The following is a 16,623-nucleotide window of genomic DNA, read 5'->3' as shown; positions in this document are numbered from 1 at the left end:
GTATTGGCGGCTGGTGCCCAATCTAAACGGCACTCAATCAGGCGTAGTTACCAATATCTTGGGCTACACCCGCTGAGGCTAGGCCTCCAAGTTACAAGGCTTTTATAGCGGCCAGCACAGGCACTGGAATTTTGCCGTTGTCCGTATAGAAATGGCCTTCGGTAACGCCGAGTTTGGCCAACTCGGCACCGTAGTCAGCTATCTCTTGCGGCGTAACGACGTCCACTTCGCCTGCCATGGGCACGATCATCTTCGACCCAGCTTTGGGCTTCCAGGCTTGGACGCCGCGCTTGATGGATTTCGCCGGAGTTCCACCGTTGATCCCCCCGACAACGTCTTTTTTCTTGTTCGGGTCGAAGTGTGTCCATCGCCAGTATGTCTGCGGAAGTAGGATGTCGCTTGCGGCGAAGAATTCCTTAAACGGTATGTGTGGCTTACCGCCCGCGGATGGATAGGCGCAGCCGGAAGTCGTTCCGAAGACGAAGTTCTTGCCAGCCGCCTTCCTAATCGTGTTACAAAACTGCGTGGCGAGAGGGCCTAGATCCTTTTTCGGATTATTCCAGTCATTGCTTCCAGGCCCATCCGACTCCGGATCGACGATATAGCCGTCCAATCCTGCGGGTATAAGGTTCTGCGCTACTTTATTGGCCTCAGCGAGGGCCGCCGACTGGAGGGCCGACGGCCACCGCCACCCATACACCTCCATCCCGATCTTGTGAAACCTGTCTATTGCACCCTGGAGACGACTACTTGAGGTGCGAATGCAGACGGCCGTCGCTGAAACAGCCAAGGCGTGCTTGGCGAACATTTTCTCCGCTGCTTCGGTCTTAATGTCGACTACCCAGAGCGTCTTTTTTACCAGAGCCATTGCAGAACCGCCTTTATTAAAGTGGCGCAGCGAAGCTTCATCTTGAGCCAAAGTGCAACAAAACTCAATCGGTGCGCCGCACAATATCTTGGATTTGGTCGGGTCGCCAATTTACATCATATTGACTATCCATGAACAACAGATCCTGTGCTATAATCGGCATCGACTTGGGCGACGGTCAGCACAAAATCTTAGACGTCTTCCGTCGGCAAAGTCGCGCGCGCCATGGTCAAAGGCGCGGAGACGAGGTAAAATGGCCAACTAGCACCAAAAGCGGACCGTCGAATTCCAGCCAATTTCGGTCATCCAATGGCCGCAGTGCGAAGGCGCGACGGGTGATGTCGTTGTCCCGGGAACCAGGGGCGAACACTGCCCGGGGACCCGTTCCGTTCGATGCCGCTGCTGCCAGGTGCCTTAACTTCTCGTGGGGTAGTCGGGCGTCTTTCGGTCTATACTCGGTCTTTGCCACTTGCGGAGGTAAGACATGTCCATCGACCAAAATCGTTTAGACTTGGCGCTGCTCGGAGGGCGCGCCCAGCTAGTTGGCGACTCTGTGAACATGCAACGAAAAGGTTTGCGAACGTTCCGATTTAATCAAAATTGTTCAACCGCGCTGCCCGGGCCTTCGAAATCGAGAGCGTGGTTTCCGACCCCTTCCAGCCCCTCATCATACTGATGAGGGGATCCAATCCCGACCCCTTCCACCCCATCAGGCTCGCCGGGATCAAGGCCGAGGCAAGGTGGAACATAGCATTCTGGCGCCACGGGAGGTGGCGACGGCGCAGTTCCCAACACTATTGGCTGTTCCACCACTATTGGCGGCACAGTTACCGTTGGACCGTCCTGAGCGAAAGCGAAGCCAGGCACCGCAAATGAGCAGAATAAAGCAAGATATCGGACTGCCTTCATTTTGATCACTCACTTTGGTTTTGGCTTGGGCGGAAGTATGAAACTGATAGATTTAAAGCCAAAGACGAGGGGGCGTGGGAATTTTTCCTTGGTCTCTATGCGTGTTTCAAGTCCGTCAGAATATGATGCTGACGTTGAGGCAATGTCAATCTCGGCCTGAGTGCCATGCTGCTCATCTGGCTGCTTGGTCGATCCCTTCGGCACCGCCCCTTGGGCAATGTCGGTAGTCACGTTCCAAGTCCTTGTGACGTTGAGCTGGCGAGTCATGTATACCCTATTGACCAGTACAACTTTCAGCTGCGTTGTGTATTTTCCATTCTCCTTCGACAGAATTGCAGGGCTGACTGCAGACGCAAAGATATGCCGGGCATTGTCATCGACGCAAAATTTCGCAGTGTCTTGTGCTGAGCACCACTTTTCCAATGCTTCGATAGCCTCGAGTGAAGGCGTGCCATAGGTTTCCGCAATAGGAATAGAAACATCCTCTATTTGGTCGTCGTGGCGAGACGAGTTGAAAAGTCCTTCGAGAAACGACGTCTTAATCTCAGTTTTCGTAGCAATGTGAAGGCCTGGGTATGATATCATAGTCAGATTGATTGAAGGAGTAGAGGTATCAGTGGCGGGGATCAACTCTGCTTTCATGGTTCCGTCTGCGGCTACAACCGTTGAAGAAAATGATGGCATGTTAGAGTTGATTTTTATCTCTTCGGAGAGATCAATGTGGCCCACGCGAAATGCATGATCTTGGAGGGTCTTAACTTCAAGCGGCTTTGTCTTTCTTCCACCTCCAGTAGGGGCTGCGGAGGCCACTATCCAAATGTCACCAACTCGAAAATTCTCCTGCGGCGGATATAAGGGCTGAATCCCTAGTTTTTTTATTGCTGAATTCCAAGAGTTTGCCGCGTCTGTTTCGATGCCAGTGTGTTTCGTGCCAAATGGATCTATCCAGAAAACGATGAGAAGCGAGAGCGCGCCAAAAGCAATCTTCCAAATTCTGCTATAGATCCATAAAAAAACTTCTTTCCAACGGCCCTCCGAAATGTTTGAACTGTTTGAAGCAGACAATTGCTCACCTATATCGGCGGCCATGAAAAATTGATTGCGTTATTTAAGAGCCGAGGCGGCTCCAAAGTCAACAGACCGCGCTGTCGGTGGGTTCATGTTGAAGCTTAGCCCTCCCGTCTAAAATTCGATAAACCTGCATTCGAGAACAGCCAACAGCCTTCGCAATTTCAGTCGGTTTGAGGCCGTCACTGTGGAGTTGGATCACATGGTTGTGGTCTAAGCGCTGCTGGCCACCCTTATAGACACCTGATGCTTTGGCCTTTTCGATACCATCACGCTGCCGCTCCTTGATGAACCGCCGTTCCATCTGGGCGACCATGCCAAGAACGGTCAGGACAATGTGGCCCATCTCGCCACGGGTCGAGACATGAGGGTCGAGCACGGTGACAAATGCTCCTCGTTGCTCACACTCGTAAATCAGGTTGAGGACGTCGCGGGTGTCGCGGCCGAGCCGGTCCAGCCTGGTCACGACCAGTTCATCCCCCGGCCGTAGAAAGTCGATGATGGTCGCCAGTTCGGCCCGGCCATCGCGGCTGGCCCCAGAGACCTTCTCCGATCGGATGATGCCGCACCCTTCGGCCTTCAGTTTGGCGATTTGCGTTTCGAGATCTTGATCAATAGTGCTGACGCGAGCGTAACCAATGCGAGCCATGGCCTGTCACCTCGAGGTTTAGGCTCGAGGCTACCTTGTCACAAATAGTCGATGTCAACCCAGATGTTACGCCGACGTGTCAGCGCTCGGTTACGTCACGTAGGGGTATACCCTGATGCTTCGGCTGAGCGACCCCGCCGCGTTGAACTCCAGTGGTGGAGGGACGAGTTTTTAATTCTCTCAAATACTATTATAGTCGAACCTCTGGAACCTATTGGCCTGTTGAGAAAGGACGCTCCAATCGAAATCGTATTTTTCCGCGTCCGGCCAGTCATCCGGGAACTTGATGCGAAAGAGCGAACCGATCGCAGGCTGCATCTCATGATAGGCCTGTCCTGAGATGACTATCCCTTCGCTTCCAGAAGAAAAATCCTCTGTCCCAAACTGTGATGACAGCACGATCAGAAGCCCGGCGACAGCCGAAATCAAGCTTTCCATATTGGCTTTTTTGAATTCCTCATGCCTATCATGCTTGCTGGAGTTGTAGGCTTGATACCAAGGAAGCCCACCGCTCCCAGTCCACGCTGCAAACGGCTTCCACACTTTGCGGGGTCCATTCCAAATAGGAAGGATGACATCGTAGGACGAAAGTCGATGAGTCGCGTTGAGCTTCTTGTAAACCGTCATATTATAACATGAATTGCCAGATTTCGACGTATATGTATTCTCATGAAGAATTGCTTTGAAGTTTGCCTCGATCTCGATACACGTTCTCATAAGCAATTCATGAATACGATAAGAATATGTCTTCTCGCTCTCGGGGCTCGGCTCGATGTATTCAAAGATGCGCTGCAGGTCTGACTGTATGATACTGAACGCCCTAACGTAGTGCGTCGGTGACTTGGCGTAGTCCTTGTCGCGAATGTACCCCCATCCGCTATAGCCCGCGTTGGGGCCATCTTTGATGGCTCGATAATTACGATGAAACGGCCTGTCGTGGGGCATGGCATTCAAACCAAGTTGGATCCTGCAACGAGATCAACTCGTTCAGGAGGTATTTCTAACCCAAGCGACGACTTGATGTGCAAAAAGGAGCTACCCGGAGAGACTGCTAGACTGGCAGCCTGAAAGCGTCGCGAGTTATTCTGCGGCAGACACCTTCTGGCGACCGGACGCCCGGTAAGGATCGCCGCCATTGCCAGCCAGATCGAGATGGTAACGGCGGGCATCGAGCAGCTCAATGAGCTTGGCGTGATCCTGCACCCTGCACTGAAGACGGCCATCCTCCAGCTCCCTGAATTTGATACCGTGCTGCGCGGCCAACGCTTCTATCGGTGCCCGTTGAAATGCCGCCAGATTGGGGTTTGCGGCAACCGACGCAGCCTGCCTAGCTACCCGTGGATGTCCACCTATTTGGTCTCTGATCCTCGACAGGTCCAGAAATGTGATCGTGTCATGGATTACTTGGACCTTCGCGGCTGCGGTTGCGGCAACGTTAGCAACGATATTTGCGAGGTGCTCCATCGGGTTAACGTTTAGGATGTAGACGTGAGCATCTGTAACGATCAGGTCGAACTCTTGATCGAGGCGCAATACGTCCTCCTCGATCAGAACCAGCGTGTCGTCAACAAGCCGGACTAGACGGTTGCGAGCCTTTATCGTGCCCTTGAATCGCGTGGCCTTTCTAATCCCGACGGCTCGGCGGTTCTGGTCGTCCGTGAATTCCGCGAAATAATAATCTATGTCGCCGGTGTGATGTTGGAGGTTGGCAATATCATCAAGCGCGCCCGCATCGAAGATGGCCGATAAATCAGCCATGAACTCACTTGCCCTGTTTGCGTAAATCCGTCTACGCGCACCATAATCCTCGGAAATGTCGTAGGCCTCCCAGTCCGTCTGGATTCCTCCAAAGGCAGCGACCGTATCCCGGTAAATTGCCCGCAAAGCGTCCTTCGTGCCAACGTCGGTCGGAACAAAGTACATGTTTCCATTGCTGCGCAAGCAAACTCCAAAGTTGATTGTGTCGATTGCGCCGCCGTTAAACTCTGCGTCAATCATCGCGTTCCCTGTCTACAAGTACATGGCCGCCAAGGCGGTATCCCGTCAGAGGTTCACCATCGACCAGATAATGCCTGCGGGAAATAACCGCATAGGTCACCAGCCGTTCGCTTTCCCGATCTTTCTGGGTCGTTCCGCTTCGTGCCTCTACCGTGAATATCCGATAACCCCATAGCGCAAATATCAGATTCATGTAGTGGAGGCGCATATGCCAAAACAGAAACATGATGAATAGGAAGGCAATAGACATCGCGACAATCTCCCGTACACCAGAGAGGCTTGCCTGAAACAAAGGTATAAGCATGGCGAAGAGGTAAGTTAATAGATGCTCGCGTTGGTCGCGAGATGATGACACCGATATGGTTTTCTCGTTACGATTTGCTTTTGCACGGCGAAATATTAAAAAGATAATAGCCGTTGGAAGTATAAATAGAAAGGCACATGCGGGAACCCAGACTGAATCAGAAATGGGAGCAACACCTCGCACGGCCCACAGTAGGAAAACCGGGCTCAAACTAGACCAGACCAAAACAAATCGGACGAGACCGAGCCCCTCACTGTTCACACTTTTTGCGCTCAACCAATTTCCCCCAATCGACAATATCCGCGAGGGCTGTCCACAGATAACAACGATCGAAGTCTGCCGATGCTCGCCGTACTAGGTTTCGTATAGTCGATTTCGTCGCACAAACTAGGTCAGATGGAAACGCACGTCTACTGGAGGAGTCTTTGAGCCTTAGACAGCGTGTGGAAGAAAGCTTGGGTCAATTCGAGACTCTTACAAGCACTTGCTCAGGCGTGAGTTCTTCGCCCTGATCGAGGACTGGCAAGATGTCGGGGACGGGAACGGGGTCTGGTGGTTGGTCTCGCTTCACTGCGAAGGTCACTGTCCGGCCGCTTTCTATGACGGACCGGATCAGAGCTTCTAGCGCTGCCGACTGGGTGATTGTGGTACCTACCCACGAACCGGCCACGAGCGACACAAATTCCGTTCCGCTAAGTCTGCGGCCGACATTGCTATATGTGAGGACATTCCCGCCCCGCGGTCCTTTGAGCCGTTCGCTTGCTGCCAGAACCTTCCAGAGCCCATGTGGCAGATACAAGCCCGGAAACATACCTCGGTCATCTGGGTTGAAAACAATGCGCGAGCAAAATTTCAAAAAGAATGGGTTGCTGCTGAACCGGAAACCGTCTGGGTCTTTATCGGCCTCGATTTTCGCGATCTCATCCAGAAGCTGGTCCATCCGTTCTATCTCTCCCGAGAACTGATCGCCATCCAGCCACCGAAATTCGAGCTCTTCGTCGCGCTTCTCTAGGGCCTTGTATTGGACCATCACGAACGAGCGGTATTTCTCGTTGAAATAAATGAGATCGGCCCCCGTCTGCTGTTCCAGCGGAAGGCGATTGGCCATGACAATGGTCACGCGAACGGATGAATTTGTATCGGATTGGAATGTGCGCGAAGCGATATGGGGGGCTTCGAGAATAGCGTTAAATCCGGGAAGGCTCATAAGGTCAGCGTGAAGCATTACATCCTCACGGACTTGAGCGCCCGGAAGGCCCTCGAGAAAGGAAGTTCTCTCGCTAGTGGCTACAGGGCTCCAGTCCAAGACGTCATGAGTTCCCACACCGGCAATTTCTAAGGCTGCCGAAAGGGTCTCTTTCTGAATCGCAAGATTTTCCCTCTCACGTTCGCCTAGCTCCGCAATAAGTTGTGCGCGGCTCGCTGACATCCGGATAAGTTTGGTCCCCAATGCTGGGTCCATCTGCGATAGCACATCGACGACCGCCTTGAGCGTCTTCGGCGGCAGTACGCCACCATTTTCGATGACCCTCTTGAGTGGACCCCGAAATTTCTTCGGAACGCTGCCGACAATGCGGTCAAACGAAATGGGGTGTGCGAGTGCGTCCAAAGAAAGCATGTTGAGGCGCACTAGTCGGGTTCCAGCCGACGCGCCTTTGCGAGCATCGCCGACATGGGTAAGCCGTCCATCATCGAAAGAGGCAAGCACAACAAGTGGGGCGCGCCTGCTGTGGTTGAATGTTGGGACCGGCTCAGCGGCCTGCGGGCCGTTAAACCAGCCTTGCTTCGAATTTAATAAGGTCTCCCGACGATCAGGTCGAACATTCAAGATGTAAACTGAGGCCGAAGCCATCGTGAGCTTCCTAGCTTCGGAATCGCGTTGCGGGAGAATTTTGCATTTATTGGTGGTACGCCGAAATGTGCGAGCTTCGTGCTAGGCTGCTCGATGAAAAGAAGCCGCCACACGAGGCTCGTTTCGAGCACTTTTTGCACTCGTCTACATATTCATTTTTCCAATCGCTGATCGACCGCTTTGCGTACTGATGGATCGACCCGTCAAGAAGGCAAAGCTGGTGATTGTAGACCGAAACATTGATCCTAGCAGCAGCCAGATACTGCACGGCCGCCCGGAGTTCGTTCCTATAGTCGTACGGATCCATCCAGAGCTTATCCATGTTTGCCCGCGTGAACCCAGTGATCTCAAGGCCCATGAACGTCACGTGATCGACAAAGGTCAGGTTCCTAAAAATGAAATCGGACAGGTCCGCGAGCCCTTCGTAGGTCTGCTTGTGAACGACAACTCGTATCTCAACCTCAGCCCCGACGGACTTCAGGTTCATGATCCCGCGGATGGTCTCATCGAAAGCGCCTTTGGATTGAACGACATAATCGTGCACTTCCGGGTCCGCTGAGTAGATCGGTATGCCAACGGAAAGACGAGGATGTCCGATTGCTTGATAGCGATGCGAGAAGGCCTTGTCCTTAAATGTCCGGCCATTGGAAAGAATATGAACTGGCGTAGAAGGAAGGTGGTCACGAGCCGAGGACAAAATGTCAAAAAAGTCCTCACCCACCAGTGTCGGCTCACCGCCAGTGATCCCGAGAAACGGGGTCGTTGCGGGCAGCAAGGGCAGCACATCCAAAATCTCCCGCGCCAACCAGCGATCGTCAACGTCTTTGGGTGGCTGGGAGCACATCAAGCACAGGTGGTTGCACCGCTCCGTTACGAGGAAATAGTTCGCGTTGGCATCCTTTCTGAACAGGACACGCACTGCCTTCCGATCCGGCACAAAGCGGATAACGTCTCCCTCGCTGAGGTAGTCGAACTCGTGGGGCAGAACGACTAGTCGTCGGTCTGAAAACAGTCGCTCAGCCTCCGGCCGATGCTCCTCAAAGGTGACAACCCACTGGCATTCAGAACGAAACGCCTGCCCCTTGAAAAGATACGCATCATGTTCTGGGTTAGGCGCTTGATCAGCTTGGCCCGTCACGAGTCTAAGTGCCACTCGCTGTGAGAAATCACCGACGCTTGCTGACGCAGCGAAGCCACTCAGTCGCAACATCCTAATTCGCCCAACTTAGAAAGAGTTCTCGGGCGGTGACGTCCCTCTCCATAAGGTCGATCAGCCTCTTGAAGATCGACATGTTGCGATTGCAGAATCCCGAACGCGTTTTGAGGCCAACAAAGTCGCCCTGCGTTGCAGTGTGGAATACGGGATCAGACCCACAAAAAGGCTCGTAGGCGCATTCGGCGCACATCGGAGCGGACCCGGCAAAGGACTGCTCAATAGGATCGAGGAGAGCGTCAGACCCGAAAATCTCCGCGTACGTGTTTTGGTGGACGTTCCCGAGCAGAAATGTCTTGTCGCCCATCTCAGCCAACATGCGCGCTTCGTCGGATGCGTAGACGCTGGCGTCATAGTTATAGACAACGGCGGAGATACCGATGCCTGCCGGGCTCATCAGGTCCACATATCCCGGCTCGAAAGGCGTGAGCATCTTTGTAAGGATGGTGGCAGCGTAAAACTCCTTGCAAGGAATACCGTTCCGATTCAGTTCAAGGATGTAATTCAGCCCGTCGAAGTAGAAGTCGAGCCAGTGGTCCACGTCATAGGCAGCATACGATTTCGTCTTGACCGCGAAGCCGTAAGGGGAAAGCGGCCGAAGGAATATTCCGGGGAAATCTAGCCGCACGTATTCGTCAATGATCTCGCGCACCAGTGGAAGGCTGGCTTTGGTCGTCGTCATAAGTGCGCTGACGCGTTCATGGCCGAGAGCCAGTCTGGCCTTGCCGATACCTGCCACAGCCAATTCGTAGCTGTTCTTTCCCGGGCGCGGTCGATTGGCATTGTGAAGAGTGGCCGGACCATCAAGCGACGTAGAAATTAGGACGCTGTGCTCGCGGCAAAACTCCAAGATTTCGTCTGTAACGACAGCGAGATTCGTCGTGATAACGAATTGCAGCGACCGCCCGGCGACCTTGTTGATCGCTTCAGCCCGATGCACAACGTGTTGGATCAACGGGAAATTCAGAAGCGGCTCCCCGCCTTGGAACTCGATCTTGATAGCCGGACTTGGAGACTGGAAAATGAGCGCCAACGCCTTCTCGGCAGTCTCCTCTGACATATCAAAGGCTGAACGATCTTCGCTTTGGCGAGATACCTGACAGTAGGGGCAGGAGTGCTCGCAACGCAGCGATACGACCATTATGTGAAGCGATGTGAAGTTCTCCAGCCTTTTTGCCTTGGTCCGAACCTTCAGCGCCAGCAGCTCCTTGCCGATATTGGAGGATGCATCAAAGAGAAACTGCCTGCTGCGCAGGCGGGAGTAGGCAGGGTGTGTGCTGGGAAGCTCGTGCTTGACAAACGAAGCCAGCACGGCGCGCGGCAATACCAGATATTCGCCCGCTTGGTTGGTCAGCACATACCGCTCGTCGTCCAGCTGGGAAAAACGGAAGTACGCGAGCTGATATGTGTCGTCCAACGGTCGTTGGAACTCAGTTGCCGGAGCAAACTTAGTCATCGGACTGGAGGCCCGATCTGGAAAACGCCAGCGCCAGTATCGCGTTTCTAACCGTGGCGGTTTCGGCGGCGATGCTGCTACGGAGGTCCTGATCCAAGACCTCTAGCCGCAGCCTTTCTACCGCTGCGTCGGCCGAAGTTCGCGCGGCCGCCTTGCTGAAGTTGATCGTGCATACTGCGAAGCCGCCTTCGATCGTGATCTCAACCGCAGCGTTGCCGGTTACCCGATACGCTGCGCGCTTCACACAGTCGAGGCTGAAGACTGACAGATCAAACTTGACTTGGGCAGTCTGGACGAGCTCGCTCTCGCGAGAAGTGTCCGCCATCAACAATAGCTGTAGCCAGAGCAGTGAGACCCGTGACTAGCATGGCTCGAATGGCTGGTGTGGTACGCCATGATAACGTCGGTACCATTTGAGCGGTCGAGCACCTCACCGTAGCCGAGGTCCGCCGGGACAGTGCCAGCTTCAGCGAGCTTGGCCGAAGGCTGATTTGCCGATTCGACAAGAACTGCAGCCTGAACTTGGCCGCCGAGAATCATCGTGGCCGACAAGGCCATTGGTGACAGGAAATTGCGCTTCGACATTATCCAAACCCCCGTTTGTAGGGACTCATTAGCAAAACGGGCCAAGCCGGGCAAGTACCGATTGTGGAGAAGTGCTTAAGAGATCACTAAATGTTCGGACCAAATACTGTATTGTGGTGATGACGGGGTTCCGTCTTTTGAGCACAATCGATTGTCATTTTCGCCCTAAACGCGGGAATTCACCGCCCATGACCCGCGCAACATAAGCTATCGCGCCGTGCTTTTTGATTGTTGTGGAGTCGCAGCTATCGCAGCAAGCAGTGTGGTAGGTTGGCGGCGCACGTGTTCCAAAAACCCATTCGAGGATCCGCTCTGCAAGGCTCAGTCTGTGCCGTCCCTCGCTGTCGCCGAAATAGTTGCGAATCGACTTTCGGAAACAAGAAGTCGAGCGGAGCATCCCGGCCACTTGATCGATGTTCCGGTTCCGCTGCTCCAGCATGACTGCTCTTTGGTGTTCATCCCCCGGTGCATTCGAGACAGTCATCTCGGCCATGAATTTGAGGCGTCCCGTATCACCTCTGCCCTTACCGTCGTGGAACATGACCGAGACCGACGGCTTCCCATCTCTTCCAGCGCGGCCAAACTCCTGCAACAGGTCTTCAACAGATGCTGATTGTTGCCAGTGCACCACCAGCCGCACGTTAGGAACGTCGAGGCCCATGCCAAAGGCGTTGGTGCACACAATCTGATCGACCACTGGGCGGCTCTGCCCCAAGAAGCGCTTGACGAGTTCCTGCCGCTCCCATGCGGTTCCCAGCTTTGAATGATAGAATGGGATGTCCAACCCCATCGCCGACATAGCAGTCCGCAGTTCGTCACCCACTTTCACCGTAGGGACGAAAACCATCGCCTTCTGCCCCTTCAACTGGGGCAGCGCCAGCATGGATGCTATTTCTTGCGCCCGCCGTTCAGATCGGCAATGCAGTCGCAACATTGCGATGTTTGGCCTATCCACATCGCGGACGAACACCGTTGCATCCGGAATGCCAAGCGACGCGAGAATTCGGTCCTGCATTTCCTTTCCGGCGGTAGCTGTGAATGCCAAGACTGGGGGAGCACCCAGCTTTTCGCGCACTTCGCGTAGCCGACCATACTCAGGTCGAAAGTCCTCGCCCCAGCGGTCCACGCAATGGGCCTCGTCGATGATCAGAAAGGACGGCTCGCTGCGCTTGAGTTGGCTGCGCTCCGCATCGCTGCGAACGAAGAAGCGCTCCGGCGCTACGTAGAGGAGCTTGATGGCCTTCAGGGCAAGGAGAGAAAAGCGGGTCTCCTTCTCCTCACGGCTCAGATCACTGTTGATGAACGTTGCCGGTATTTTCTTGGCCAGAAGGTCGGACACCTGTTCGGACATCAGCGCCTTCAAGGGAGAAACAACGAGGGCAACTCCGCGTCGGAGCACCGCGGGGAGCTGAAAACACAGCGTTTTGCCGGAACCCGTAGGGCTGACGACCAGCACGGATTTTCCAGATAGCGCTGCCAGTATGATCGGCAACTGACCGTGACGAAATCGCTGCAGCCCAAACAGGCGTAGAGCAGGTCCAAAGTTACCTGTGGCTTCGGTCACCACTCCTTCCCGGTCCAGCCATCTCGCGAGCCTCACGGCCCATCTCTCGATCGCCCGTCTTGCGAGACCACCGGCCAAGTTTGGGTGATGGCGCGCGTGACAGCCGTCGCAGAGCGAGACCAAGTTCGACATTTCGTCGCTTCCACCCATCGAGCGGGGGAGCAGGTGGTGAATGTCTGCACTCGTCGATTTGAGCTGGGTGCTGCAGGAGACACACCGATAACCGTCCCGTTGCAGGACCTGCTGTCGCGTAAGGGACCAACTATCCGACGGTGCGCTCAGAACATGCTCTTTTCAACTACGATTTGCGATTTGTGGCAGGCGACAGTCCGAGTTGCTAGATTGTATGGATGGCAGCCCAGAATCACCACTACGTTCCTAAGTTCATCCTGCGCCAGTTTCTTTCCGACGAGAAGAACGAGCGGGTCTCGGTATTCGATAAGCACACCGGAAAGACATTTGTCACGTCCATTCGAAACATGATGGCGGAGCGCCGCTTCAACGACTTTACCTTCGACGATGAATGGATCGCATCCTTTGAGCCAATCGCTTGTGCCGCAGAGGATCAGGTCCTGCCGAGCTACCAAAAGGTGTTGAAGGACCGGCAGCTCGATCGCAGTCCTGAGCAGAAAGCAGCGTTGGCTATTATGCTGGCGTTCCAACTTTTGAGAACGAAGGCCACCCGCGATCAATGGCAGGCGATCGAGGAGGCGCTGGTCAAGAAGGTCGAAGAGAGTGGCGGTAGAATACAGGATGTTCGAGGGTGGGAAGACTGGCAACCTATGACCGAGGACAGGCTCAGGAGAGAACACCTGCTGAGCATTCAGGGCAGCATCGGGGACTATGCCGAACTCATTGCTGCAAAGGACTTTGTGCTCGCCGAGCCCGCGCCGGGTCGCAGTTTCTATCTAGGTGACAACCCGGTTTGCCTTGCTAACGCGCTTGATTTTGGCCCGCGTGGCAATCTCGGCCTAGCCGTTCAAGGTATCGAAATCTACATGCCGCTGGCATCGGACCTTATGCTTTGCGCATTCTGTCCATCCATCATCGAAGGCTTGAGGGAAACCCACAAGCGAACAAAGGACGCTTGGCAGGCAGAGGCAGTGTCGCGTCTAATGAAAGGTCAGCTTTCAGCAGCCGGGATGAGGCAGTTTCTGGATGCGGCAAAGGCCACAAAAAGGCCAGTCGAGGAATTGCTTTCGGCGGCTACGGACGGCCACCCTGTCTCGTCGAACGATGACAATATGGACTACTATAACTCGCTGCAAACTTCATACGCCTATCGCTACGTCGTGTGCCAGCAGGCGGATTTTGCATTGGCGAAAAGTTTCAATAGCGAGAACCCCGACTTGAAGCGGGGGCGCAGAATTCAAGTTGGATAGCGACATCTGGGGGTAAGGAGCGGCCAACCAAGTCGGGCATGGGTCTTGCCAAGACCCATGCCCGGTATCCAGCGCCAGTTCAGAGGCCGAGCGCGGCCAACCTGATGGCAAGGTAACGGGACCGAGGTAACCCACGCTGCTTCACTATGCTGCTCCTCGCTCCTGTTCCCCCATCCAGCGCTGTCAGATCGACCAGTCTCTTCATGATGATGTGTTCGAGGCACCAGTCATTGTCTACAAGCCTCTGGAGGGCGTCGTATTTGATGTAGAGTCGGGGGCCGTCCTTTTCGTTGCGCCGAAAGCCGTCGGTTGCTGCCGAAGCATCGGCTGGAGCCTCTCCTTTCACTAGCAAGGGGTATTGCTCAATCCCGGCGATGAACCGGTCCCAAGCCTCGTCATCGCGGCTTGAGGCCGAGACAAACTGGCCGATGACCAAGTTGTAGAGCCGGACCAGTGCGTTCTTGATCGTTTCGCGGGACAGAGGAATCAAACCAGCCCCCGAAGCGACATCGCCAGCAGCGAGGAGCAGGCAGAAGTGCTCAGCGATACGGCGATGCGCGCCGTCACTAGCGTCGATCGACTCCATGAAGATAAACCTATGTGCCGCCACCGAGAATTGCAGCGCTGGCAACCGCATAGACGACACGTACTTGATCCAAGCAGGGAAGATCGTGCCGTGCTGCCTCTCTAGAAATGACTGAAGCGTGGCTGCCAAGGTCGAAGGAGTGTCGCTCGGCCGCCTTCGGTTGTAGATTCCCCCATCCTCCCGTTTGGGTACAGGTACATCTATCAATCTGACCGCATCACCGTCCTGATATTCCAGATTTCCTTGACCGAAGAGTTCCGACATCGGCTTCTCGCTCGAGAGAAGAGGTATGCAAAACGATGCCGCTCTTAACCCCGTGGTGGCGGGGTTCTCACGGCCTTTGCCGGTCACAGCGTTGAAGACAGTGGTCTGTATTTTCTCGGCGACCTTCGAGCCCTTCTCGCTGGCAGCCTTCAAATCCGCAAAGGGGATGGCTAGACCCCCGTAGCTTGTAAGCTTGTTCGTGAGCGTGGCCGGTGCCGTATTGAAGTTAAAAAGAGAACGTTCGCTGGCCTTCGTGAGTAGAGATTGGGCCAAAACAAGCGCAGTCGTCTTGCCAGTGGAACTCTCGCCCGCGAGGTTCAACCCGAACGATTCCGACCGTCCAAGGCGAGACGCCATGCTTGGCAAAAGCGACGCTAGATATCCAAGAACTAAGTAGTCGGACCTCAAAAGCAGGGGGCGAATTCCGGACAGAAACTCCCGCTTGGTGCCGCTCACGCTTCTCCCAACAAACAGGCTCGGATCCAGCTTTACCTTGTCGGTGTGGGTTGGGTTCCCGAACACGCCGAACGGACAAATGAAGGCGTCGCCCACCCAACCGCCTTGCCGAACGACACGGATTTCTCGTGCAGAGGAGTCGTCGAGTATAGCGTCGCACCTGTCTTTGAAATTCTCGGGCAACAATGCACCCCGCTTGAGGAGCGCGGCCTTGGCATGGCCAGCATTGGAGAACGTAGCTCTCGGAAGGACAACCTCGCCAACCCCACTGCGGCGACTGAATTTCAGCGAATAGAAATATTCGCCGTCAGGGTCGTGAATCTCGACGTGGTGAAGTCTCAGAAAGCGCTTAGGTTCAGATGTACCGGAACGGTTTGGCGAGGCAGCCGTGACACGTGCGTCGCGAGGTGTGCCCTGTGCATTCATGTTAGATATCCCTTCGATGTTGGAGTTTCCCAACGCCGTGCACGAGGGCACGGGCCGGGCTGATGACGTGGTTGTTTGATGCTTAGGGAGCGGTTGAGGTGCCCAATTTCCGGCTTGTAGTGTTGTGACGATTGCTCCGATCAGGTTCAGCCACAGCTCGTTGGGAGGCCTCTTCTCGGCATCGGCAGGGTTGTTTGAGCCATCTTCGACTTGCGACTTCGCCGACATCGATTTCACATTGGAAGTCAGCTCGAACCGTCCGTGCTTGTACTGCATCCCAGCGAACGCCAGCCGTCCTGCCGTGCCGTGGGGACCGAGATTGCAGATCAGCTCGCCAAGCTCTCGCCGATTGGGAAACTGGCGTTCCTTCCTTGGGCCTAAGCCCCAGTAGGAGTATTTCCAGAAGGGCTGCTTCATCGTGTAGGTTGCGGCCTTGCAGAAATCTTCCCACCCCGCTTTGACGGCCTCGACTCTCAGTTCAGTAGCTACAGTGCGGTCGAGGTCAAATCCGCGAGCGCACTTCTTAATTTGCTCCTCAGATCGCCCACTAATCATGAAGTGCAGATGAAACGGCTTGCCCGTTGGTTCGTTATCGTTGGTGCGCCAGACCGTCTCTATTGCACCGAACAGCATCAGGGGATCAGGCACACTCACACGGTGTAGCCTCTGGATGAACGCCTTGATCGCGGGATGAGTGCCGAGTTGTCCAAACGCTCGGACATCGCCGGGCTCCTTCGTCCAACCACGCATGTATGCCGTGACGAAGAACCACTGGTGTTTGTCGAGCCGCTCTTGGTCTAGGAACTCAACAAAACGAACTCGAAGAGCACGGATGCACAGGGGGCACAGGCCCGAATTGCAACGTTTCTTCGGGCTGCATTTTTCGGCGAGATAGTGGGTGGTGGTCGGAGCCGCAGCCAACGCCTCGCACCGATATTCGCTGCAAGCCTTTATGGTTTCAAAGTTCGGCGGGAGGATTTTCTGCGCCTGTGCCCTGTGCACCTTCGAGGGACGCGCGTTCATTGCGCATCCTCCTTGTCGGA

The 16,623-nt window shown here is 54.8% G+C and carries 14 protein-coding genes; 1 reads left to right on the top strand and 13 read right to left on the bottom strand.

Features of this window, described 5'->3' with window-relative positions:
• Positions 1-91: 91 nt before the first annotated feature.
• The 12 genes from NLY43_RS14020 to NLY43_RS13965 all read right to left on the bottom strand — a co-directional run bounded on the left by NLY43_RS14020 (position 92) and on the right by NLY43_RS13965 (position 12,703).
• A complete protein-coding gene (locus tag NLY43_RS14020; RefSeq protein ID WP_023712884.1) occupies positions 92-868 on the bottom strand; it encodes a hypothetical protein in 777 nt (258 codons plus the stop codon).
• 918 nt (positions 869-1,786) lie between these two features.
• The gene (locus NLY43_RS14015) at positions 1,787-2,866 is read right to left on the bottom strand and encodes a hypothetical protein (protein ID WP_156935597.1); all 1,080 of its coding nucleotides are present in this window, start codon (positions 2,864-2,866) and stop codon (positions 1,787-1,789) included.
• A 43-nt stretch (positions 2,867-2,909) separates the two neighbouring features.
• Positions 2,910-3,494, bottom strand: coding sequence for a recombinase family protein (locus NLY43_RS14010; RefSeq protein WP_286460938.1), 585 nt, complete (start codon positions 3,492-3,494; stop codon positions 2,910-2,912).
• A 180-nt stretch (positions 3,495-3,674) separates the two neighbouring features.
• The gene (locus NLY43_RS14005) at positions 3,675-4,439 is read right to left on the bottom strand and encodes a hypothetical protein (protein ID WP_023712887.1); all 765 of its coding nucleotides are present in this window, start codon (positions 4,437-4,439) and stop codon (positions 3,675-3,677) included.
• A gap of 135 nt (positions 4,440-4,574) precedes the next feature.
• Positions 4,575-5,492 carry a Kiwa anti-phage protein KwaB-like domain-containing protein gene (locus NLY43_RS14000; protein WP_023712888.1) on the bottom strand — a complete coding sequence of 306 codons (918 nt, stop codon included), beginning with the start codon at positions 5,490-5,492 and terminating at the stop codon, positions 4,575-4,577.
• Complete coding sequence (locus NLY43_RS13995; RefSeq protein ID WP_031199754.1) at positions 5,485-6,072, bottom strand: KwaA family protein; 588 nt, start codon at positions 6,070-6,072, stop codon at positions 5,485-5,487. The genes NLY43_RS14000 and NLY43_RS13995 overlap by 8 nt, the downstream gene beginning before the upstream one ends.
• Positions 6,073-6,256: 184 nt before the next feature.
• Entirely contained in the window at positions 6,257-7,648 is a 1,392-nt protein-coding gene (locus NLY43_RS13990) for a hypothetical protein (RefSeq protein WP_023713774.1), read from the bottom strand.
• 46 nt (positions 7,649-7,694) lie between these two features.
• On the bottom strand, positions 7,695-8,858 hold the full coding sequence (gene hxsC, locus NLY43_RS13985; RefSeq protein ID WP_023712891.1) for a His-Xaa-Ser system radical SAM maturase HxsC: 1,164 nt from the start codon (positions 8,856-8,858) through the stop codon (positions 7,695-7,697).
• A 1-nt stretch (position 8,859) separates the two neighbouring features.
• Positions 8,860-10,317, bottom strand: a complete 1,458-nt coding sequence (gene hxsB, locus NLY43_RS13980) for a His-Xaa-Ser system radical SAM maturase HxsB (RefSeq protein ID WP_023712892.1) — start codon at positions 10,315-10,317, stop codon at positions 8,860-8,862.
• Positions 10,310-10,642 (bottom strand): His-Xaa-Ser system protein HxsD, encoded by a 333-nt coding sequence (gene hxsD, locus NLY43_RS13975; RefSeq protein ID WP_023712893.1) that lies wholly within the window; start codon positions 10,640-10,642, stop codon positions 10,310-10,312. The genes hxsB and hxsD overlap by 8 nt, the downstream gene beginning before the upstream one ends.
• The gene (locus NLY43_RS13970; RefSeq protein WP_127218519.1) at positions 10,642-10,902 is read right to left on the bottom strand and encodes a hypothetical protein; all 261 of its coding nucleotides are present in this window, start codon (positions 10,900-10,902) and stop codon (positions 10,642-10,644) included. Before NLY43_RS13970 ends, hxsD begins: the two co-directional genes overlap by 1 nt.
• 154 nt (positions 10,903-11,056) lie before the next feature.
• Entirely contained in the window at positions 11,057-12,703 is a 1,647-nt protein-coding gene (locus NLY43_RS13965; RefSeq protein ID WP_245269860.1) for a RecQ family ATP-dependent DNA helicase, read from the bottom strand.
• A gap of 113 nt (positions 12,704-12,816) precedes the next feature.
• Here NLY43_RS13965 and NLY43_RS13960 point away from each other — a divergent pair, with 113 nt between their 5' ends.
• Positions 12,817-13,848, top strand: coding sequence for a DUF4238 domain-containing protein (locus NLY43_RS13960; protein ID WP_023712895.1), 1,032 nt, complete (start codon positions 12,817-12,819; stop codon positions 13,846-13,848).
• Between the two features lie 79 nt (positions 13,849-13,927).
• On the opposite strand, the gene NLY43_RS13955 is transcribed toward NLY43_RS13960, so the two are convergent.
• Positions 13,928-16,603 (bottom strand): DUF927 domain-containing protein, encoded by a 2,676-nt coding sequence (locus NLY43_RS13955; RefSeq protein WP_023712896.1) that lies wholly within the window; start codon positions 16,601-16,603, stop codon positions 13,928-13,930.
• Positions 16,604-16,623 lie beyond the last annotated feature (20 nt).

This window comes from Mesorhizobium sp. C416B (genome assembly GCF_030323165.1).
In the GTDB taxonomy this organism is placed as follows: Bacteria; Pseudomonadota; Alphaproteobacteria; order Rhizobiales; family Rhizobiaceae; genus Mesorhizobium.
This window is presented reverse-complemented; position numbering and strand designations above follow the sequence as displayed.

What these genes read in the sequence shown, in the direction of transcription:
- NLY43_RS14000 (WP_023712888.1), bottom strand. Translation starts at nt 5,492, where the DNA reads ATGATTGACGCAGAGTTTAACGGCGGCGCAATCGACACAATCAACTTT.
- NLY43_RS14010 (WP_286460938.1), bottom strand. Translation starts at nt 3,494, where the DNA reads ATGGCTCGCATTGGTTACGCTCGCGTCAGCACTATTGATCAAGATCTC.
- hxsD (WP_023712893.1), bottom strand. Translation starts at nt 10,642, where the DNA reads ATGGCGGACACTTCTCGCGAGAGCGAGCTCGTCCAGACTGCCCAAGTC.
- NLY43_RS14005 (WP_023712887.1), bottom strand. Translation starts at nt 4,439, where the DNA reads ATGCCCCACGACAGGCCGTTTCATCGTAATTATCGAGCCATCAAAGAT.
- hxsC (WP_023712891.1), bottom strand. Translation starts at nt 8,858, where the DNA reads ATGTTGCGACTGAGTGGCTTCGCTGCGTCAGCAAGCGTCGGTGATTTC.
- NLY43_RS13960 (WP_023712895.1), top strand. Translation starts at nt 12,817, where the DNA reads ATGGCAGCCCAGAATCACCACTACGTTCCTAAGTTCATCCTGCGCCAG.
- NLY43_RS13955 (WP_023712896.1), bottom strand. Translation starts at nt 16,603, where the DNA reads ATGAACGCGCGTCCCTCGAAGGTGCACAGGGCACAGGCGCAGAAAATC.
- NLY43_RS13990 (WP_023713774.1), bottom strand. Translation starts at nt 7,648, where the DNA reads ATGGCTTCGGCCTCAGTTTACATCTTGAATGTTCGACCTGATCGTCGG.
- NLY43_RS14015 (WP_156935597.1), bottom strand. Translation starts at nt 2,866, where the DNA reads ATGGCCGCCGATATAGGTGAGCAATTGTCTGCTTCAAACAGTTCAAAC.
- NLY43_RS14020 (WP_023712884.1), bottom strand. Translation starts at nt 868, where the DNA reads ATGGCTCTGGTAAAAAAGACGCTCTGGGTAGTCGACATTAAGACCGAA.
- NLY43_RS13970 (WP_127218519.1), bottom strand. Translation starts at nt 10,902, where the DNA reads ATGTCGAAGCGCAATTTCCTGTCACCAATGGCCTTGTCGGCCACGATG.
- hxsB (WP_023712892.1), bottom strand. Translation starts at nt 10,317, where the DNA reads ATGACTAAGTTTGCTCCGGCAACTGAGTTCCAACGACCGTTGGACGAC.